The 19,432-nt window shown below is 41.2% G+C and carries 18 protein-coding genes and 2 pseudogenes; 10 read left to right on the top strand and 10 right to left on the bottom strand.

The window, feature by feature from the left end:
* Window positions 1-60: 60 nt before the first annotated feature.
* Window positions 61-987 (bottom strand): phosphodiester glycosidase family protein, encoded by a 927-nt coding sequence (locus tag V7K73_RS08470; protein ID WP_334878931.1) that lies wholly within the window; start codon window positions 985-987, stop codon window positions 61-63.
* Window positions 988-1,071: 84 nt separating this feature from the next.
* Complete coding sequence (locus V7K73_RS08475) at window positions 1,072-2,355, bottom strand: DUF4912 domain-containing protein (protein ID WP_334878933.1); 1,284 nt, start codon at window positions 2,353-2,355, stop codon at window positions 1,072-1,074.
* A 511-nt stretch (window positions 2,356-2,866) separates the two neighbouring features.
* Between V7K73_RS08475 and V7K73_RS08480 the strand changes: the two are divergent.
* The 4 genes and pseudogenes from V7K73_RS08480 to V7K73_RS08495 all read left to right on the top strand — a co-directional run.
* Window positions 2,867-3,566 (top strand): annotated as a pseudogene (locus V7K73_RS08480) (sensor histidine kinase); the annotation flags it as partial.
* A gap of 111 nt (window positions 3,567-3,677) precedes the next feature.
* Window positions 3,678-3,886 (top strand): annotated as a pseudogene (locus V7K73_RS08485) (response regulator); the annotation flags it as partial.
* A complete protein-coding gene (locus tag V7K73_RS08490) occupies window positions 3,852-5,741 on the top strand; it encodes a hybrid sensor histidine kinase/response regulator (RefSeq protein ID WP_334878935.1) in 1,890 nt (629 codons plus the stop codon). The pseudogene V7K73_RS08485 and the gene V7K73_RS08490, both read left to right, overlap by 35 nt.
* A gap of 316 nt (window positions 5,742-6,057) precedes the next feature.
* Window positions 6,058-6,441, top strand: coding sequence for a nuclear transport factor 2 family protein (locus tag V7K73_RS08495; protein ID WP_334878937.1), 384 nt, complete (start codon window positions 6,058-6,060; stop codon window positions 6,439-6,441).
* Window positions 6,442-6,817: 376 nt separating this feature from the next.
* On the opposite strand, the gene pyrR is transcribed toward V7K73_RS08495, so the two are convergent.
* The 3 genes from pyrR to V7K73_RS08510 form a co-directional block, all read right to left on the bottom strand.
* Entirely contained in the window at window positions 6,818-7,354 is a 537-nt protein-coding gene (pyrR, locus tag V7K73_RS08500) for a bifunctional pyr operon transcriptional regulator/uracil phosphoribosyltransferase PyrR (protein WP_334878939.1), read from the bottom strand.
* A gap of 89 nt (window positions 7,355-7,443) precedes the next feature.
* Window positions 7,444-8,415 (bottom strand): adenosylcobinamide-phosphate synthase CbiB, encoded by a 972-nt coding sequence (cbiB, locus tag V7K73_RS08505; RefSeq protein ID WP_334878940.1) that lies wholly within the window; start codon window positions 8,413-8,415, stop codon window positions 7,444-7,446.
* A gap of 256 nt (window positions 8,416-8,671) precedes the next feature.
* The gene (locus V7K73_RS08510; RefSeq protein ID WP_100901398.1) at window positions 8,672-9,112 is read right to left on the bottom strand and encodes an Rrf2 family transcriptional regulator; all 441 of its coding nucleotides are present in this window, start codon (window positions 9,110-9,112) and stop codon (window positions 8,672-8,674) included.
* A gap of 419 nt (window positions 9,113-9,531) precedes the next feature.
* On the opposite strand from V7K73_RS08510, the gene V7K73_RS08515 reads away from it, so the two are divergent.
* The gene (locus V7K73_RS08515; RefSeq protein WP_334878941.1) at window positions 9,532-9,945 is read left to right on the top strand and encodes an AbrB family transcriptional regulator; all 414 of its coding nucleotides are present in this window, start codon (window positions 9,532-9,534) and stop codon (window positions 9,943-9,945) included.
* A 225-nt stretch (window positions 9,946-10,170) separates the two neighbouring features.
* Here the strand turns inward: V7K73_RS08515 and V7K73_RS08520 are convergent, their stop codons facing one another.
* A complete protein-coding gene (locus V7K73_RS08520; protein ID WP_334878942.1) occupies window positions 10,171-12,069 on the bottom strand; it encodes a chloride channel protein in 1,899 nt (632 codons plus the stop codon).
* 56 nt (window positions 12,070-12,125) lie between these two features.
* On the opposite strand from V7K73_RS08520, the gene V7K73_RS08525 reads away from it, so the two are divergent.
* Entirely contained in the window at window positions 12,126-12,434 is a 309-nt protein-coding gene (locus V7K73_RS08525) for a hypothetical protein (RefSeq protein WP_334878944.1), read from the top strand.
* Window positions 12,435-12,558: 124 nt separating this feature from the next.
* Window positions 12,559-12,945 (top strand): hypothetical protein, encoded by a 387-nt coding sequence (locus tag V7K73_RS08530; protein ID WP_334878946.1) that lies wholly within the window; start codon window positions 12,559-12,561, stop codon window positions 12,943-12,945.
* Between the two features lie 151 nt (window positions 12,946-13,096).
* On the opposite strand, the gene V7K73_RS08535 is transcribed toward V7K73_RS08530, so the two are convergent.
* Window positions 13,097-13,534, bottom strand: a complete 438-nt coding sequence (locus V7K73_RS08535; protein WP_334878948.1) for a hypothetical protein — start codon at window positions 13,532-13,534, stop codon at window positions 13,097-13,099.
* Window positions 13,515-13,967: a Panacea domain-containing protein gene (locus V7K73_RS08540; RefSeq protein ID WP_334878950.1), complete on the bottom strand. Its 453-nt coding sequence runs from the start codon at window positions 13,965-13,967 to the stop codon at window positions 13,515-13,517. The genes V7K73_RS08535 and V7K73_RS08540 overlap by 20 nt, the downstream gene beginning before the upstream one ends.
* Before the next feature lie 583 nt (window positions 13,968-14,550).
* Between V7K73_RS08540 and V7K73_RS08545 the strand changes: the two genes are divergently transcribed.
* Complete coding sequence (locus tag V7K73_RS08545; RefSeq protein ID WP_334878952.1) at window positions 14,551-15,162, top strand: hypothetical protein; 612 nt, start codon at window positions 14,551-14,553, stop codon at window positions 15,160-15,162.
* Window positions 15,163-15,269: 107 nt separating this feature from the next.
* Here V7K73_RS08545 and V7K73_RS08550 read toward each other — a convergent pair whose 3' ends face one another.
* Complete coding sequence (locus V7K73_RS08550; RefSeq protein WP_334878954.1) at window positions 15,270-15,638, bottom strand: Dethiobiotin synthetase; 369 nt, start codon at window positions 15,636-15,638, stop codon at window positions 15,270-15,272.
* 201 nt (window positions 15,639-15,839) lie between these two features.
* On the opposite strand from V7K73_RS08550, the gene V7K73_RS08555 reads away from it, so the two are divergent.
* The gene (locus V7K73_RS08555; RefSeq protein ID WP_334878956.1) at window positions 15,840-16,076 is read left to right on the top strand and encodes a hypothetical protein; all 237 of its coding nucleotides are present in this window, start codon (window positions 15,840-15,842) and stop codon (window positions 16,074-16,076) included.
* A 335-nt stretch (window positions 16,077-16,411) separates the two neighbouring features.
* On the opposite strand, the gene V7K73_RS08560 is transcribed toward V7K73_RS08555, so the two are convergent.
* Window positions 16,412-17,974 (bottom strand): NAD(P)H-hydrate dehydratase, encoded by a 1,563-nt coding sequence (locus V7K73_RS08560; RefSeq protein ID WP_334878958.1) that lies wholly within the window; start codon window positions 17,972-17,974, stop codon window positions 16,412-16,414.
* Between the two features lie 239 nt (window positions 17,975-18,213).
* Between V7K73_RS08560 and V7K73_RS08565 the strand changes: the two genes are divergently transcribed.
* Window positions 18,214-19,416 (top strand): murein hydrolase activator EnvC family protein, encoded by a 1,203-nt coding sequence (locus V7K73_RS08565; protein ID WP_334879007.1) that lies wholly within the window; start codon window positions 18,214-18,216, stop codon window positions 19,414-19,416.
* Window positions 19,417-19,432: the final 16 nt, after the last annotated feature.

Genomic DNA, 19,432 nt, shown 5'->3' on the forward strand with positions numbered 1-19,432 from the left:
TTGTGTCACTTTACGAGTATTATGAATAAAAGAATTGAAAGCTAAAACTCTACAAATATTTTATTTCTTGTAAATTAAAAAAACTGAACCAATCGGCCCAAGGTTTTCTACATAAGTTTTCTGGTTATAATACAATCCTGGAGACATCCCGCCATCAAATAATATCCCTTCTTGAATCTTACCTAAACAGTTATTGCTAGCAATACCTTCTAGAACATTATCAAACATCTCTGGTAGTAACTCTTGATTAAGTTGAGATAATTGAATATCTGAATTAGCTTTCAAGTCATTAACTAATAGTATTACATACCCTTCATTAGTGATAGCTGCCATAGAGCGGTTTTTAGCATTTTTACAGGCAAATTCCCCTAAATCTTGACAAATATCTTTAAATTTACCCTGACGGTAGAATCTGCCATTACCACCCACTAAATTGTAATTGAGAATATCACTTTTTCTTTTACCAGTTTGGATAGTAGCCTGTCGCTGTTTGGGTGTACCTCCTGATATCCCAAAAGAAGAACGCTTATTTTTAAATGCTCCCGAATACTCGACACCACGAGAAACATTTAAGCCTTGTGGTTTATCATCAGTACCTATATAGTCGGCATTAATTGCAGCAATGGGTAGCTGTCCATTTAATTTGGCATTCTCATCGCTGATGAGTTCACGAAACTGTTTTGGTACATATTCTTTACGCAGTTTCCCCCTAGCATCTTTGGCGTAGAGTTTATGAGATAGACCAACATTAACTTTAAAATCTAATTCTGCTGATTTGGGATTAAAAATAATCACATTGTTAATACCTCTTTGATTTCTTTCACCTTGATTATTAGTTTTAAAAAAATCAATGCTGAACTTAGCATCTTTGCCAGGGCAACTTCTAGATGCTTTTGAGACTGGATTTGCTTCCATCTTTTGACAACCTGATAATAAGGTTGCACCAATTATCAAGATAAATAAGAAAAATAATTTTTTTGTATACATATAATGCAAAAAAAACCGCTATAGGATTACTATAGCGGGGAATAATTTAAAATTTCAGTCTGGAGTTTATCTCGGAACCAAAACTTAAGAGAACCATTCTAAAACAGCTTCTTCTTTGGTGTTGGTATTTCGAGATGGTGTCTCACGATTAAATTTCATCTGAATTGATCGGGTTTGCTCACCATCAGCAGCTACAGCCAAGATTGGATAATCAATTAAACCATCCTGGAAGGACATCTGGAAGCGGAATGTTCCATCTGGATTTAGCTGAATTGGACGACCGCCAATGGTTACGGTAGCATCGGGTTCGGTTGCACCGTAGACTATCAACTCAGCATCGGCAATTAACCAGAACTGGCGCGGACGCACTGGTACGGCGGAAGCTGAGAAGCCAACACCTGACATTCCTGCACCGGAAGCGGTTAAGCCTGACACGGTAGGAACTGCCCACATACCCACACCAGATGGGAAAATGTAGGAGCTAATAGCTTGTTCAGGACGCGCTGAACTTGGTACTTGGTGCTGGGAACCGAAGATAGAACCAGCAACCCGGAGCGCTTCGGCAGATTCGGCTAAACCAAATATTTTGTCGTAGATGGGGTTACTGTTACCATTGACAACAGCATTACCAGCATTACCAGCATTACCATTGGCGGGGGTAGCTGCAATCTTCTTGGCAGGGGGAACTAGTTCGTACTGAGTCTTAGCACGCAAATCTTCTTCAAAGTTGACAGTGATGAAGACATCTTCAATCCAGTCAGAAGGATAGACGGGAGGAATGTGTACTCTAGCAGAACGAGCTAGTACTAACCAGCGACCATCAGCAGCACGATAGCCGATATCGATTACATAATCGCGATCGCTAACTGGAACTGGTAGATACCATTCTCTAGCTAGTTCATCAGCAGGATATTCTTGAATGCTGTGGGGGCTTTGGTATTCAATATTGATATCGGTGACATCATAAATTCGTAGTGCGAGTTGTTGTCCCCCTTGTCGGCGCAGTTCTTCTTTATGCTCATTGGGAATATCCCAGTAAGTGTAAGCCCATTGAGGATCGCGTGGTAAGAGTACAATCCGGCTGTCACCATAGCCAGAGGGCAAATCTGCGAGTCCTTCATCAACATCAGCGAAAGATCCACCAGTCCGATCTTCCTGACCTAATTCAAACTTTGCAGCTTCCACGGTTTCCTGTGCCTCCAATGAACGAGATGGACTGAGTAAATTTTTACTGCGCTGGACTTCTTGAATTGATGCCAGCAATTGTGACTTACGCATTCGGCTATACCGAGAGATGCTATATTCGCTAGCAACTTTGCGTAGTTGGCGTAAGGTCATCTCCTCTAGTGGCGGGCGTTCTTTTGCCATTTATTTGGCCTCCAGTAGTTTAAGCGGTAAATGATTTCCCCTGGTTCAAGAATGCTATGTAAAATGTCATCCACTCCAGATGAATTTCTTATCCTGACTCCTGGTTTTGCCCAGTTTTTAAATTTTTTAGTCTGTTTTTAAATTGGGGTCACTTCCAATCAATTCCTTAGTTATGCCAAAATTAGCATTTCTTTGGGATCGGGGAAGTTCGATTTGTTAAGTCAATATTAACCACTAAGCATATCTAGGGATCAAGGGGTAATAACTAGGTTTTTTGCCTGTTTCACGAATTTACAAGCGCTTCTGGGATCGTTTTGTCATGTTTTCATAACATTCTTGCTTGCTCAGATGTTGAGCAATGGTAATAATGTCAATTTTTCATGACATTTATCGGGCTTCTGGGTTGAGTCCAATACAGACCTAACAAGAACAGCCCCTTAAGAGCCAGCGTTGGAGAGTAAGATTTTATTTTTCTTTCCTAAAAAGAAAGAGGTCGGAGTGTATTGCATACAAATTGAAAGAATTTGCATTTGTCGCCTCCCACGATGTGCAAGAGCCACTGGGTAAGATTAAAAGCTTTGGCGATCGGCTCAAAACGACCTGTGACGACACCTTAACTGAACAGGGACAGACTACTAGAGCGAATGCAAAATGCTGCATCAAGAATGCAAACATTAATTGAAGACTTGTTGACACTTTCAGGAGTTACTACCACGCAACCTTTTGTATCAGTAAATCTCACCAAGATTGCCCAAGAGGTATTGTTTGATTTAGAACTTTATGTGCAGCAAACTGGAGGAAGTGTAAAAATAGGCGAGTTACCCACCATTGAAGCTGATCCTTTGCAGATGCGTCAATTGCTGCAAAACTTGATTGGTAATGTCTTCAAATTCGACCGCCCACAAATACCACCTGTTATCAAAATTTATAGTCAATTTTTAAACAATCAAGCAGATAACATCTTTGCCCATTCTGAACTTTGTCAAATCATCGTAGAAGATAATGGTATTGGTTTTGAAGAAAAATATCTTAATGGAATTTTTAATGTTTTTCAACGATTGCATAGTAGCATTGAGTACGAAGGCACTGGCGTAGGTTTAGCGATCTGTCGGAAAATTATTGAACGTCATCACCGAAATATCACAGCCCAAAGCAAAACCGGGCAAGGATCAAAATTTATGATCGGATTGTCAATTAATTCCCCTTCTTGATTTTTATTCTTGGATAAGAATAATGCTAGTAACGCAGGGCAAAAGTCAAAAGTCAAAATAATTGTATATCAAGGCTTTTGTAAGTTTTAAAATGGTAGCTTCAACTCTGCTGTCATTCTGTCAACATCACAAACAGAAGAAGATATATAGAAGACTTACGATTTGGGTGCGAACTCCTTCATTACTAAGTCAGTGACTTTTGCTTCATTAGTTGAGGTCATGAAACAAAAGTTAAATACTGGTTTGAAATAGTGAAACTGCCAGTAGAAGCCGTGGGAGAAAAACATGGACAACAGCCCTATCAAAGTTCTGTTCATTGATGATAGCGAAGACGACTATATTTTGACTCGTTATTGGTTTGGTGAATTTCAGGTAGCAAACTGCGAGTTGGAATGGGTAAATAATTATGAAGCAGCAAGGAATGCGATCGCTCGCTACCAACATGACATTTATCTTGTAGACTACCGTTTGGGGCTAGACAGTGGACTGGAACTTTTGCGCGAAGCAATTGCTAACGGCTGTTGTTCTCCAATAATTTTGCTGACTGGCCAGGGCGACTGGGAAATAGATATTGAAGCGATGAAAGCCGGAGCCGCAGATTATCTCGAAAAAAGCCAGTTGACTGCACCTTTATTAGAGCGTTCTATCCGTTATGCCATTGAGCGCAAACAAACACAACAAAAAATCCGTGAACAAGCCGCTTTACTAGATGTTGCCACCGATGCAATTTTTGTCTGTGATTTAGACGAGAAAATTTTATTTTGGAACAAAGCTGCCCAGAGGCTCTACAGTTGGAAAAAAGAAGAAGCTATCAATAAAAAGACACGAGTTCTTTGGCATGAAAAACATGTGTCTCAAGTTGAAAAAGCACTCAATATTATGATGAAAGATGGCTCTTGGGAGGGTGAGTTACATCAAAAAACAAAATCAGGTAAAGAAATTATTGTTGAAAGTCGTTGGACACTGGTGCATGAATTCGGTAATAAAGCACAATCTATTCTCATTGTTAACACTGACATCACCGAAAAAAAACAACTGGAAGCGCAATTTCTCCGCGCCCAGCGATTGGAAAGTATTGGCACCTTAGCCAGTGGTATAGCCCACGACCTGAATAATATTCTTGCCCCCATTCTAATGACAGCCCAACTGTTAGAGCCAGAAGTCGATGATCAGCGTTCTCGGCAACTGTTGCAAATATTGATTATAAACGCTAAACGTGGAGCTACTTTAGTTAAGCAAGTATTATCTTTTACTCGCGGAATTGAGGGCGATCGCACTATATTGCAATTGAAGCATTTAATAGTAGAAATTCAGCAGATTATTAAAGAAACTTTTCCCAAATCCATTCAAGTTTCTACTCAAATTCCGCAAAATCTTTGGACTGTATGCGGCGATGCTACCCAATTGCATCAAGTACTGATGAATTTGTGTGTTAATGCTCGTGACGCTATGCCAAATGGGGGAACTTTAAAAATATTAGCGGAAAATCTTTTAATTGATGAAAATTACGCCAAGATGCGTATAGATGCTAAAGTTGGTCACCACATTGTTATTACAGTTAGTGATAGCGGAACTGGTATTCAAAAAGAACTATTAGATCGGATATTTGAGCCATTTTTTACTACTAAAGAACTTGGGAAGGCTACTGGCCTTGGTCTTTCTACAGTACTTGGCATTATTAAAAGCCACGGTGGTTTTATCGATGTAGTAAGCGTTCAAGGAAAAGGCAGCCAATTTAAGGTGTATTTGCCAGCACAAGAGGCGGCAGAAACTATAGAAGAAAAAGAACAGGGATTACCTTCAGGACAAGGAGAATTAATTTTAGTAGTAGATGACGAAGCTGCCATTCGAGATGTGACAAAAATATCTCTAGAAAACCATAACTACAAAGCAATCACAGCTAGTGATGGCATTGAAGCAATAGCCTTATATGCAGAACATCAAGATAAAATATCTCTTGTATTAACTGATATGCTAATGCCGTCAATGGACGGGATAACTACTATCCGCACCCTACGAAAAATGAACCCAAATGTCAAAATCATTGCTGTCAGTGGACTAACTTCGCAGGATAAAGTTAATACAGCTTATGACATGGGTATCAAAGCCTTTTTATCCAAGCCTTATACAGCTAGCCAATTATTGCAAACTATAAGCACAGTCAAAAATAATTAGGAGTTGGGCATTGGACACTTGTACTGAGCGACCTAACAGTGCGTCTCTAAGAGTTGTCGAAGTATTGGGAATTGGGAATTACTAATTGATTTGTCAAAGTTGAGAGTTATAATTTAGTAACTCCTACCTCCAAACTCCAAACTCCAAACTCCAAACTCCAAACTCCTAACTCCAAACTCCAAACTCCAAACTCCAAACTCCTAACTCCAAACTCCAAACTCCTAACTCCTAACTTCTAACCCCAAACTCCTAACTCCAAACTCCTAACCCCTAACTCCTAACTCCTAACTCCTATCTCCTAACTATTTAATTCCCCATGACTAAGGATGAAGTCTTAGCGGCTAATGCAGCTTTTTATCGAGCTTTTGAAAGAAAAGATATTGAGACAATGAGTGCAGTATGGTCACAAGGAACTGGTAGTTTTTGTATTCATCCTGGAAGTAATATACTGCGAGGTTGGAAGGAGATTCGCACCTCTTGGGAGCAGATATTTAAAAACACCGCTTATATTGAAATAAACACAGATATAATTGCTACAGATTTAACTGATAATATTGCTTATGTTGTGCTGAGAGAAAATGTGTTTCAAGTGGTAGGTGGGAGAAGACTTGAAGCACAATCAACAGCTACAAATATATTTCAGTTTCTTGGCGGTAAGTGGTATTTAGTTCATCATCACGGTAGCCCAATTTTGCGGTAGATTAACTACTAATCCATGTCCAAATCTCAATGCCTAATGACTAATCATATATTGAAATCACTGAGGAACGCGGGTTTAATAAAGTACAAAACCTCACCCCCGACCCCTCTCCGTGAGTTCAGAGAGGGGAGATTTTGACGAAAATCAAAGACGAGGTGAGGTTAAAAACCATATTTGGATGTTATTTAATTCACATTCCTAAGTTTTTGAGCAGAGAACTCGAAACCCAAACCAAAAGCCCTATAGTTCTGCCTCCAAATGACAAATGAGATCAAATCCGGTAGCATCTGAATGATTAAAAAACCCCTCCAGATGCAGAGGACGCAGAGGGAGAGGAAAGAGCAATAATTCCTATACAAACGGATATGACAAATGACTAATGACTAATTAACTCGACTGCATCTCGTCCATCGCAATTTTGTAAGTAAACTTTGACAACTTCTTCTTTAGCAGTAGGTAACTTTTTGCCAATAAAATCTGGGTGGATTGGTAATTCTCGATGACCCCTATCTACTAACACAGCTAAACGAATCACCTCTGGTCTACCGTAGTCGTTGACTGCGTTCAAAGCAGCGCGAATCGTCCGTCCTTTGAAAATCACATCATCCACCAGTACAACCGTTTTCCCCGTCAGGTCAAAAGGAATTTCGCTTTTGGCTGGAGTCCGCAATCCAATTTTGTCGAGGTCATCTCGATAAAATGTAATGTCCAAAGCGCCGACTGACACAGCTACACCTTCTAGCGTCTCAATTTGACGCGCCAATAATTCGGCTAATAACGCACCTCTGGTATAAATACCAAGAAGCACCAGTTGAGACAAATCACGCGTCCTTTCTACAATTTGAGAAGCAAGGCGAGTCAAGGTACGACGGATTTCTTCGGATGAGAGGATTTCAACTACTTTGGCAGACATAGTGAGTGATAAGTTAGGAGTGATGAGTTAGGAGTTAGGAGTTTTTATTCTTAACTCCTAAGTCCTAACTCCTAACTTTATATTTATCATTACCTATTTGGGAGTATTAAGAATATTGCGATCGCTATCCCTAACCATACCAAAAAAGAATATCGGGTCAACTGCAAAGCATTCTGAATGGAAGTTGCAGTAATGGGATAAATAGCATCTCCTAGCAGTGGTTTGTACTTAGCTACCCCACGATACCAATTTGTCCCCCCCATCTGCACCCCCAAAAACGCAGCATAGGCGCACTCACTCCAGCCAGAATTAGGACTAGGATCGTTAATTGCATCTCGACGACAAATTCGCCAAACATCCATCGGTTTACCCGATAACAGCGCCAGAGTCACAACTGTTAACCGACAAGGTATCCAAGTCAAACAATCTTCCAACCGCGCACAGAACCATCCAAAATAAGTATAAGGTGCTTCTCGATAGCCCACCATTGAATCAAGGGTACTGCTGGCTTTATATGCTAAAGCCAAGGGAGTTGGCCCTACAAGTGGCACAAAGACACCAACAATTGCATAAAAAAGCGGAGCTATTACCCCATCAGTGGCATTTTCTGCAACGGTTTCTAAAACGGCTCGGTATATTTCTGCTTGTGAGAGGTTTTGGGTATCTCGACCAACATAATTACTTAAAATATTTCGAGCTTTTTCCAAATCTCCTGCTGTTAAAGGTTCTAAAACAGCCACTGCTGCGGCTCGTAAACTTTTGCCAGCAAAACAACTAGCCAAAAGAATGCTATCTATTGCAATTCCCAACAACGGATGAACCAATTTGGCACTTTGAATAATCAAAAAGCCAACAAGTCCACTACCAATTATGAGGATAATACTTAGTAAAATTCCAGCTAGGCGTTGCGTTAGAGAATTTTGACACAATTGGAGAGAAAATTTGGTCATGCGAGAAATTACCCATCCCATAACTTGCACTGGATGAGGCCAATTCCAAGGATCGCCAATTAAGTAATCTAAAAGTGCAGCAATTATTAAGATATAGATGCTATTGATCATAAGTTACGAGTCAAGAGTCAATATTTGGACTATTGGCCAGCAATTTTGGATTTTGGATTAAAATAATTTTTGGTTCATGCCCCACCCCTTGTGGATGGAACTAATCTAAAAGACGCTCTCTCTAGCTTGCTTACCTGTAAGGTTATGCGGACTTCTTACAATGCGCGATCGCAAATCTAAAATCCTTGAGCTAAGTCCTCTTGTGGGCATCAATCCAAAATTGCAAATCTAAAATCCAAAATTGTTTGACTTTTGACTAAACCACAAAACTAGCTTCTTCTCCAAGGGCAGCTTGCCAGCTCCGAGCATCATAATAAAGGTCTGCCAAAGTAATACTGTACAAAGCTTCTTTGAGCTTTTGGTTGAGTCTCTGCCATAGGCTAAATGTTACCCAATCTTCAGCTTGTGCAGGGGCTGGGGTGTGATGGGGTAAATGGCTAGTCTCGCCAACTGCTTCTAAAATTTGTCCTATAGATATTTGTGCAGGCTCTCTTGCCAATTGGTATCCGCCGATGCTACCACGAATTGATTTAACTATTGACGCACGACGCATTTCTATTAGTAGTTTTTCGAGGTAAGGTGCTGGAATATCTTGGCGTTTAGCGATCGCTCTCACGGATACAGGGCCATATTTTGGCTGTAAACTCAAATCTAGCAACGCCTTCACACTATAGTGTCCTCTGGTAGTTAGTTTCATTTTGGCAAGCTTTGTTATTTGTTCTCTATCATTTGTAAATAACCAATACTTCGACAACGCTCAGTACAAACGATCAATAACCAATTATCAATGGCTAAGGATCAGTTTTACTTATCATTCTGTGACTCTGTTATCATCTTCAGCAAGTAAACAACTTTTCGAGCGTCTGTTTAGAAAACTTAAAACTTGTATAGTCTAGCAGTGATTCACTAACTATATATATAGTTATCAGCATTGCCAGAATTTTCTAAAATAGATTGTCTTGGCAATATTGGTTAAGGCATAACAATTGTGCATCCGAGTGTAATATACTTGGCTAGGTTGAGATAAAAACTAAAGGATTATGTTCCTATTAGCTCAACCTCAGGTAAAATAAAATCGATTCCAACACTTCAAACATTCATTTTCGACCTAAGTTGATGCCTAAACAGAAAAAAATTGAACCCCTACTCGGTGAAGAACTGCTCAAAAAAGTCAAAGAGCTAGAGAGCGAGAGCAAAGAAGACAAAGCCAAAAAGTGCGGCTACTATACCATTACCAAAAATGGTATAGAGCGCGTCAATATGATGAAGTTCTTAAATGCCCTAATTGATGCTGAAGGCATTCAGTTGGACAGTACACCCAGTGCTAATGGGCGTGGTGGGCGTAGTGCTAGCTATAGAATTAGTGTGCAATCGAATGGTAACTTACTTATAGGTTCAGCTTATACAAAACAGATGAATCTGCAACCAGGAGATGAGTTTCTGATCACTTTAGGCAAAAAGCACATTCGTCTGAAACAGGTAGACCCAGAAGATCAACAAGATGATGAAGCCATAGACGCTACAGCTTAAATAATATAGTTAAGAGTCCAAAGTCAACATATTTTGGATTTTAGATTTTAGATTTTGGATTGACCCCACTAAGAGACGGATGGGGCTTGAAGATTTTGGATTTTGGATTGTTTTTGGTTCATACCCCACTCTTTCTAGGTGGAACAAATCTAAAATCCTTAAGCTGCATCCCATTGTGGGTGCAGTTAATCTAAAATTGCAAATCCAAAATCCAAAATTGATTGACTAATGACTAATGACTATATCTGTAGTCGGTAAGATTGGTAAATAATGGAGAAGTGCCTTCCGCGTAACTGCTAAATTGCAGGTTAAGGCAATTTGCTCTCTTTCTAGTAAACCCAAAATGCGATCGGGTTTATCTCGTGCTACCACTGGTAATTGATGCAAACCTCTAAGACTCATGCGGTCTAAAGCTTCAGATAATAGTTCATCTTGCCAAGCATAAAGGATTTCAGTAGTACAAATGTCTATGAGAGTTTGACTGGATAAACTATCTGGAATTTCAGTTGGTGAATTTGAGTAAGTTTGCCAAAGAGCAAGGGCGCGGTTAATATCTTCCAGAGAAAGTATACCAACTAATTGCTCTGCTTGATCAATTACTAAAGCACTGCGGACGCGATCGCGGATCATTTCTCCAGCTGCATCTAATACTCCAAGAGTTGCAGGTAACTTTTTTGGACAGGGATACATGGCATCTTCTACCAAAATGTGCTGCACAATTTCCGCTTGTTCATCTTTTAATTCCGAAAGACCAATTTGTTGTAAGTTAGAGTTAGAGTTAAAAGTTGGTTTAATCCTTTCCACTAGCCAAACACTTAAACCCACAGCTGCCATCAACGGTAAAACAATGCGATAGTCGCGCGTTAATTCAAACAGCATTAAAATAGACGTTAACGGCGCTCTAACACTACCAGCCAACACAGCAGCCATTCCTACCATTGCGTAAGCTGGAGGAGCCGCCATCTGATCGCCAATAGCCGGGAATGCTACAGCCAAAACTTTGGCGTAAGCCGATCCAAAAGAAGCACCTAAAAACATGGCTGGTGCAAACAAACCGCCGATGAAACCACTACCGGCACTAATTGCAGTCATGACTAACTTCACCACCAACAGCACCACTAACAGGTAGAGTGGAAACTCCACATCCTGAAGCATTGCTTCTACAGTTTCATAACCCACGCCCATAATTTGCGGGAAGTGCAAAGCAACTGCGCCAATCATCACACCGCCAATTATTGGATGAATCGGCTCAGGAATTTGTCCCAAAAAGGCAAAACCTGGAACTTTTCCAGCAAAGCAGGCTTTTGATAAACGAATTGATTGAGTATAAGCCAGAGAAACTAGGCTAGCCCCTAAACCCAAGCCAAGGTAAAGCGGTAATTCCAAAGGACTGCGGACTTGGTAGACAGGTAAATCAAAAGCAGGTTGCGCCCCCAAACCAATTTGGGCAATTAATGCTGCTACCACCGCCGCTAACAGCACCACACTCACACCAGAAGTAGCGAAAGATGTCGCCATTACCACCTCTAGGGCAAAAAATACTCCAGCGATAGGAGCATTAAATCCGGCCGCAAGTCCAGCCGCAGCGCCAGCAGCTAAAAGCAAACGTTGGCGTTCTTGCGATACATTCAAAATCACAGAGAACAACATCCCAAAATTTGCGCCAATTTCTACACTCGGCCCCTCAGGTCCCAAAGAAGCACCGCTCCCTAAAGAAACAGATGCAGCCAGCATCTTCGTAACTGGTCGTAGTGGTCGCCTAATCTCTGTTCCCTCAGAGGCGGCGATAAGAGATGAAAGTTCAGGCCCAAAATCTTGAGTGCGCCAGCGCATTAAGCCAACGATTAATCCGCCAAGGGTGGGAACGCACGCTAAAGTCCAAGCACCCCAAACGCCGATTTGACCCATTAAATTTTCCAGCATCAACTTGTGAATCAGCTGGATTAAATAGTGAAAAGTGACTATACCCATACCCGTACCACCGCCAATCAGCATGGCTAAAAACAGGACAACGGTTTCTGGGGATGGTTGAAAACGATTAATAAGGTAGGCTAAACGAGCGGAAGGTGTAGGAAAGGCAGGTTGTTCCGTTACCTTCCTCAGTTGAGTGGGAGGCAAGATCATTGAGAGGCGGGGTAAATGTAAGAAAAAATTTAAATTTTTATCTGTTATTTATCATTGTGAGCCATTATTTAGCAACCAGACAAGTAGACTTTATTTGCTTGATTTACAAAGATTTAGTAAAAAATGTCATTGTGCAAATTTTTATGGGAAAAATGGTTAAATGGGAGACAATTATTAAAGGGTTAGCGATGCCTAGTTTGGAGGTAGCTGCGGCTAGTGGGGTGGGAGCGAATGCCAACGCTATTTTTTCTAAAGACGACAAGTTTTTGTGGGCTGCGTGGACGCATCGGCAAATATTAACTAGGAGTCATCCTTGCCTAAATCTAGCTATACTCGTGTTGCGACCATTGAGCCATCCTTGGTAGTAATACAATATATGTGTGATTTATGGCTGATTTGAAACCATACTTGGAAGTCTGCTAAGTATCGATCCCAATTCAGTATAGCTATTGTTATAGAGCGAGTAAATGGACTAGGCGGATGAGGTAAATGAATATACACACCTTTGATAATCATTATGTTACTTGCCCAATTTGCCAAAGAAATAATACGCCCAAATTAGTTAAAACGCGCATGGGCTTATTTTGCTGTCCCAATTGCCAGGAACGGCTAGTAGTTTGCCAAAGCGGTCATTATGTGCGCGATCCGTTTACTTGGAGACAATTGATGGTTGCTTCGTCGCTACGTCGTCAAAGCCGACCTTTAGCTAGGATTGTCAGAGATTTTGTCTTGCTGAAGCGTCCTATAGTAGCCTTGGCTATAGGAAGTGCTATTTTTTTTAGTGCGATCGCCTTAACTCAGCAAAAGACAAACTACGATCACCAAGGGTTACCCACAACAGAGAAAGTTAATAAACCAGGAAACAACACTCAGTAAATGGATTACTTTGGTATAAATCAAATATTACTTTGATTTTTGTAATATTATAACTAAATACTTCTATAAAACCGTGTCTTATTGCCTCAAATAGGACACGGTTTTACATTATGTTCGCTTAAATACAGGTGATAAAAGTGGCGATGATTCCTTAATTTTTTGCGGGATACAGCAGATGATCTGGATCTAGCCAAACAATGTAGAAAATCTCGTCAATAAAGAATCCATGAACCCTACCATGTTCATTTGAGGAGATGGAAAACTGATATGGTATATCAACTAATTGTTCTTCATTCGGCAAACCAAATGCCCTCTCGCTGGTATCTTCCCACTTGATGGGATGACATCTGAGCGTACTGCTACGATTTACTAATAACTCTTGAGCCGTTAGGCTAGATAGAGCTTTTAACCGATCAAGCAAGGTAAGCCAGTAGATTACTTCTTTTTGGCTACAAGAAAACTTGCTGCGATCGTCTTGATAATATTTAAAAGAAAAGCTGATGCCTTGAGGTGGCTTCAGCTTTGTTGGTTTAATACCTGATGTGCCATCTTTGGTAATTTCAGTCTTCTTAATCCTTTTCTTCGGCACGAGATCCGTAGTACTCCTTCATCCACTGTTTCTGAATAACTTCGTTGGAAGGTTCATCAGGTGGTAGATTTCCTCTAGCCAAATTCCAGGGTGCTTCGGCATGAGTCATCTGTTCTAGTTCATAAGCATCGCAGGCAAAGTACTCTTGTGCAACCTCATCTAGAAACTCTTGAACCTCTTGAGGTAATTCTGGGTTAGCATCCTCTAAAATTGGTTGCCATCCAAAAAGCTTATACTTCTGGTACAACGCAGGTATCACAGGCCCATGTATCCAGGCTTGAAAATCTTCTTGGAATAGAGGAGTGTCATTGAGTGCAAGATGCCAAGCCTGAGCATAGTACACAAGCTTTTGCAGTTTTAGATTACTGATGAAAGAGCCTGTTTCATTTGCTAACCAGATAAAGTAATCTGCTACGTTAAAACATGACAACACTACAACGGCCCCCTTCAATCTGCTAGATAATAGCTAGCCTTCATTCGCTCTCATACATCAGCTTACAGAGTTATTACGGCAAGAGCTATGAAGAATTTCCGGCTTATTATAGTTTAATTGTACTACTTTAAGCTTCTACGCAGTGAATCATAAACCTTATCTAAGTTGAGAACCGTAGTTTTCACCCTCTCCCTAAATCCCTCTCCCAAATGCTTGAGAGGTAGTTTGAAATTCTGGCTCCTCGAATCCCAGGTTTGAGATTCGGGGTTGGGGGATGAGGGCAAATCCTTTTCATCATGGAAGAACTATAGGTTTCAAGATAGACATGGTTTAAAACTCTCAATAACTTTTGGTGGACTTGCCCTACAGATAATCTTCTAAGTAAGCCCTAACTGAAAATTCTCTGCGGTCATTTAAAATGCTTCATCCTTATTTAAGGACAATTTTAAATACTTCTTATACAACAAATCATATACATATATTTATTAGCAATTATGTTAACAATGAAATAATCCTCTGGTCAAACGGGAAAACTATGATTACCCCATTAGGGGTGACTTCTATATAATTACCGAATAGGAAAATGCTGAAAAAATCTCTGCTCAACTGTTTGATTTTGCCTTTTTCTCTAGCAACCGGGCTGTGCGTGGGAACGCTTTTTGATTCCCAAGCTAATGCTTTACCAGGGCAAAGTACAGAGGAAGTAAGCACCTGGATTAAAGCACATCCCACCCTCCGCCCCAGGAGTGGGGAGCAATTGTTTGTGCAGAAGACTGATACTGCTGCTCAACGATTCACTTTTCAAGCGTCGGTATTGCCTCCCGGTAGGGTGGAGTTTTCCAAAGACCGTGGCACAATTCGGAGTGAGCGTATTGCCATGTATGATGCCATTAACGGCATGACATTTACCCGTCTCCAGGAATCTTTGCGGGTGATTTATGGCTTAGAGATTTATCAAGACTACGATCGCGCCCAAGTCGTGTATCAGTATCCCAACGAAAAGGTAATTAACTCGGCACGTTTTGCCAAAACTCCAATTCGGGAAGCTTTAAAGGGAGAATTACGAGTAGGCGATCGCTATGTATATTGGGTGGAAATTGCTCAACCTAACACGGGCAAAGCTTTTACTGGTCAAATGACAATTTTGCTCAAAACTGACCTAGACAAGTTAGAAAATGAACTGCAAACTCGGTAATGGGCATTAGTCATTAATCATTAGTCATTAGTCATTAATTATCTTCCCCTGCCTCCCCTGCTCCCTCATCCCCCTCATCCCTTCTCGTTTAAAAATGACTTAATGTTCTACAACTTCTCCAACCCTATAGGAGCGGGGGTTTGCCATGTACCCGAAAAGATACTTTCAGATGCTAAGGAAATTCGTAGTAAATCTTCCTTGAGTAGCGGCGGCCAATCAACCCCGGCTTTCCGCCCTGCGGCAAATAGCTGTTGCCCTTTAATGCTTAACTGATAAAGGGTCAAAGCCAACTCTCGGTCTAGGCTCTTTGCATCTTTGAGGGCTTCAAACACCACTTTCAATGCCAACAAAATCGAGGTGATCTGACCGGGTACCGGTGGTTTTCCCTGTTTCATACGCGTCAACAGCGCATCTGGGTTTTCCTCGCTTGTGATTGTCTGATCTATGAGCAGTTTCCTAGCTGTTTCGTAATTCATGTAGCCAGTTTAGCGTACATTTGGAATACCTAATTAAAAAGTCACTAAAACTAGTTTTTACTTATTTATAGCAATCTCTGATGATTTGTGAAAAGATGAACTTGGGGAAAATGATGGGGGATTTGCGATGCTCTATACTTTTGCAGATAGACTGAATATAATATCTTTGAAAAATCCGTCCCGCTTATAATCAGAAGCAAAATGATATCACCGAATTTACTAGAAATTGAGCGCTCCGTCCTTGCCTTGTCTGTAGAAGAACAACTTTGGCTGCTAGAAAGTATTGCTCGACAAATTCGAGAAAGTGAATATACAAAAGATAAATTGCCTAATCCCAAAAACTCCGAAGAACAACTAGAACTTATGGTTAATCAGGCAAATATTCCAAGAGAAATTGCTGCTATAAATGATGAGTTTGCAATTTCAGAAATTCTCTGATAGGGGAAAGTAACAATTATGAGTTTGCCAGATTTAAAAAGTTAAATATACAGCTTTTAGAGATTCTCTCGTTCCCAGGCTGAGACTATACTTTGGGCAATGAAAAATTTTATCCCCAATCCAAATTGGGAAATTCAGGAGCCATAAAAGTCATAGCTTAATAGTCATTGTCAGCCACACAAATGCCTTTACATTTAATACCGTTCGTAGCGGTGCGCTGACAATGAGAACATAGAACTTTTTCGTTTTCTGTTTCTTGATTTGTCTTTAAACTAGTGCTTGCCTGTAATTTTTCTTTTTGGGTCTGGATTTTTAAAGTCATAGTTAAAAGCTGTTTAATTACTTAGAACTTTTATCAAATATTGTGTTAATGTAAACGCATCTACACCCAATTCGGTACGCTCCTGGGCGGCTATTATACCCGCTTGCGAATGCCACCATGCAGCAGTTGCCACAATATCTTCTAGGGGAATTTGCTTGGTTGCTGCTTGCGCCAACAATCCACCCAGTAGGCCAGTTAACACGTCACCGCTACCGCCACGCGCTAAGGCTGGTGTGCTTTCAGGAACAATCCAAACAGCACCTTGAGGGTTTGCGATCGCAGTTCTCGACCCTTTTAACAATACTATCGCCTCACTTTGGGCTGCTGCTTCGCGTACTGCTTGCACCCTGTCATGTTTGGCATCGGGGACATTAGGAAATAATCGCTCAAATTCGCCAGTGTGGGGTGTGAGTACGGTTACAGCAAGACGTTTTTTTAATGTGGCGATCGCTCCCATTTGTGCCAAGATATTTAAACCATCGGCATCGAGAATTAGAGGGCGATCGCTGTTGATCGCTTCTTGCACAATGGGAGTAGCATCTCTTGTTAAACCGGGGCCACATGCGATCGCATTAAAAGAACTCAGATCGGTTTTTTCGGGTAATTGTAAGTGGGCGATCGCTCCAGTTTCCGTCTCTGGACAACCGACAATTAGCGCTTCTGGCAAGTGTGACACCAAAAGAGATTTCAGCGATTCGGGTACAGCGATCGAAAGCATTCCCACACCACTAGCCCTAGCACCCAAAGCAGTTAAAATTGCCCCACCTGCATAGCGCCGCGAACCGCAAATTAGCAATAAATGTCCTTCCTTATATTTATGGGTGACTGCTGGACGGGGTAAGGGTAAATTAGCAAGTGCCGTTGGTGGTGTAATACGTTTAATCTTGGGTGCATCTTTTAGAACAGCTTCCACATCAACTAAAGGAATATCAAAATCGATTAACTCAGCTTTGCCGAAATATTCCAGCGCCTGATCTTGAAAAAAAGCTAATTTCCATAAACCCAAGCAAAAAGTGTGAGTGGCGCGAATCGCAGTTCCTAATACAACGCCAGTGTCGGTATGTAAACCTGATGGTAAATCAATACTATAAATCGGCACAGACAATTCATTTAACTGATTAATTGCAGAAGCGATGGGATCAGTGAGGTTTCTTTCTAAACCAAACCCAAACAAGCCATCAATTAACAAATCAGAATTTGGCAGTTGCTCAATTGTTTGATAAATTGGAATGCCCAAACTCTGAGCATACTGTAAGTGCTGCGAAGTTAATTCTTTAAGCTTAGAGAAAGGAGAATAAATCCAAATTTCATACCCGCGAAAGTGTAATTCACGGGCTACTACTAAAGCATCCCCGCCATTATGACCTGGGCCGACAAGAATTCCAACACGAGATCCCCCCGCCTGCGGCGATTCTCTTAAAAAGGGGATCTCTTGAATGCGACGGGCAATTAATCCCGCCACCTTTTCCATCAAAGCGACTACAGGCATTCCTGCTGCAAAGATTCGATCTTCAATATCGCGCATCTGCACAGATGTCACTATCACTTGGGAAATTTTTTCTTGCCTGTTCTGCATCAGTCCTGAATCCTGTTAGCGGTAGCAGGGCATTGAGCCAGTGCTGAGTTATGAGTTTTAGGGTTACTGAAACTTTAGCAGATTTCATCCAAATGAACTAACTGCTTAATGCTGACATAGTTGGAATCTTTGTGTTACAACTTGGCAGACAATTTAATAATGCGTTGGAGTGGGTGAATCAGATTTTGGGAATAATCCCCATAGTGTTTGAAAGCATCGTTTTGATTGGGCTGCACGCTATGAGAGCGCGATTTATAGTAAAAAAGCAGATTTTTGGCTGTTTATCTCTTGCATTTTGCTGCATTTTATCGATTTATTTGACATTAATTCCAGTTCATGCAACCTCCACAGGTTCTATTGATAATTTGCGACAACAGCAGCAACAAATGAACCAGCAGCGTCAGAGTGTGGTTAACGATCGCGATCGTTTAACAAATCTCCAACAAGAGGCCCAAAAACACCTGACTGGTTTAAAGCAAAATCTGCAAACTACAGATAACTATATTCAAGAGAGCGAATCACGATTACAACTCGCTACCCAACGCCTGGATCAGTTGGAAACTGATTTAGCAGTAGCGCAACGTTCATATCAGGAGCGGCAAATAGCAACAGTAGCACGATTGCGTTATCTCCAGCGATCGCCTGCATCTGTTGGATGGGCTGTTTTGCTCGAAAGTGAAAATATCAGCGACTTTTTCAGCCGTCGTCATCAGTTGAAGTTAGTGTATCAGGCAGACGAACAAATTTTGGTAAAACTCAACCAACAAGCAAAGCTGATAAATCAACAAAAAACGGATGTAGAACAGCAAAAAAACGAAATTGCCTTAATTCGTGAGCAATTATTAGCCCAAAAATCCGATTATCAAACTCAGGCGCAGTCACAATCAGAATTGATTCAACGTCTTAATAGCGATCGCCTAGCCTTGGAAGCGGCGCAAAACCAGCTAGAGAGGGAATCCCAAAATCTGGAAATCTTGATTCAACAAAAGGTTGCAGAAGCTAGAGCAACAGAAGAAGCGCAAACAAAAACCAACAGCCGGACTGTAATCATTCGGGGAACTGGTGTAATGGCATATCCTAGCGATGCTGCTACTAGCAGTCCTTTCGGCTGGCGAATACACCCAATCCTTGGCTATCGTCGCTTTCATGCTGGGCTGGATTTTGCCGCTAGCTATGGTAGTACAATTCGGGCAGCCGATTCTGGCAGAGTGATTTTTGCTGGGTGGTATGGTGGTTATGGCAGAGCAGTAATTATCGACCACGGTAATGGTCTGACTACACTCTACGGACATACCAGCGAGTTGTATGTTTCCGAAGGACAAGCAGTCGAACGCGGACAAGCGATCGCTGCTGTCGGTTCCACAGGTTTCTCAACTGGCCCCCACCTGCACTTTGAAGTCCGCCGCAATGGTACACCGGTAGACCCAGCTAATTATCTGTGAACTTATAAACCAAGTT

It is taken from the genome of Nostoc sp., from assembly GCF_036916975.1.
In the GTDB taxonomy this organism is placed as follows: Bacteria; Cyanobacteriota; Cyanobacteriia; order Cyanobacteriales; family Nostocaceae; genus Nostoc.

Coding starts and splice junctions, on each gene's coding strand:
- V7K73_RS08560 (WP_334878958.1), bottom strand. CDS start 17,974: ATGCAGAACAGGCAAGAAAAAATTTCCCAAGTGATAGTGACATCTGTG.
- V7K73_RS08520 (WP_334878942.1), bottom strand. CDS start 12,069: ATGATCTTGCCTCCCACTCAACTGAGGAAGGTAACGGAACAACCTGCC.
- pyrR (WP_334878939.1), bottom strand. CDS start 7,354: ATGTCTGCCAAAGTAGTTGAAATCCTCTCATCCGAAGAAATCCGTCGT.
- V7K73_RS08555 (WP_334878956.1), top strand. CDS start 15,840: ATGATATCACCGAATTTACTAGAAATTGAGCGCTCCGTCCTTGCCTTG.
- V7K73_RS08565 (WP_334879007.1), top strand. CDS start 18,214: ATGAGAGCGCGATTTATAGTAAAAAAGCAGATTTTTGGCTGTTTATCT.
- V7K73_RS08530 (WP_334878946.1), top strand. CDS start 12,559: ATGAATATACACACCTTTGATAATCATTATGTTACTTGCCCAATTTGC.
- cbiB (WP_334878940.1), bottom strand. CDS start 8,415: ATGATCAATAGCATCTATATCTTAATAATTGCTGCACTTTTAGATTAC.
- V7K73_RS08470 (WP_334878931.1), bottom strand. CDS start 987: ATGTATACAAAAAAATTATTTTTCTTATTTATCTTGATAATTGGTGCA.
- V7K73_RS08515 (WP_334878941.1), top strand. CDS start 9,532: ATGCCTAAACAGAAAAAAATTGAACCCCTACTCGGTGAAGAACTGCTC.
- V7K73_RS08475 (WP_334878933.1), bottom strand. CDS start 2,355: ATGGCAAAAGAACGCCCGCCACTAGAGGAGATGACCTTACGCCAACTA.
- V7K73_RS08510 (WP_100901398.1), bottom strand. CDS start 9,112: ATGAAACTAACTACCAGAGGACACTATAGTGTGAAGGCGTTGCTAGAT.
- V7K73_RS08495 (WP_334878937.1), top strand. CDS start 6,058: ATGACTAAGGATGAAGTCTTAGCGGCTAATGCAGCTTTTTATCGAGCT.
- V7K73_RS08545 (WP_334878952.1), top strand. CDS start 14,551: ATGCTGAAAAAATCTCTGCTCAACTGTTTGATTTTGCCTTTTTCTCTA.
- V7K73_RS08550 (WP_334878954.1), bottom strand. CDS start 15,638: ATGAATTACGAAACAGCTAGGAAACTGCTCATAGATCAGACAATCACA.
- V7K73_RS08490 (WP_334878935.1), top strand. CDS start 3,852: ATGGACAACAGCCCTATCAAAGTTCTGTTCATTGATGATAGCGAAGAC.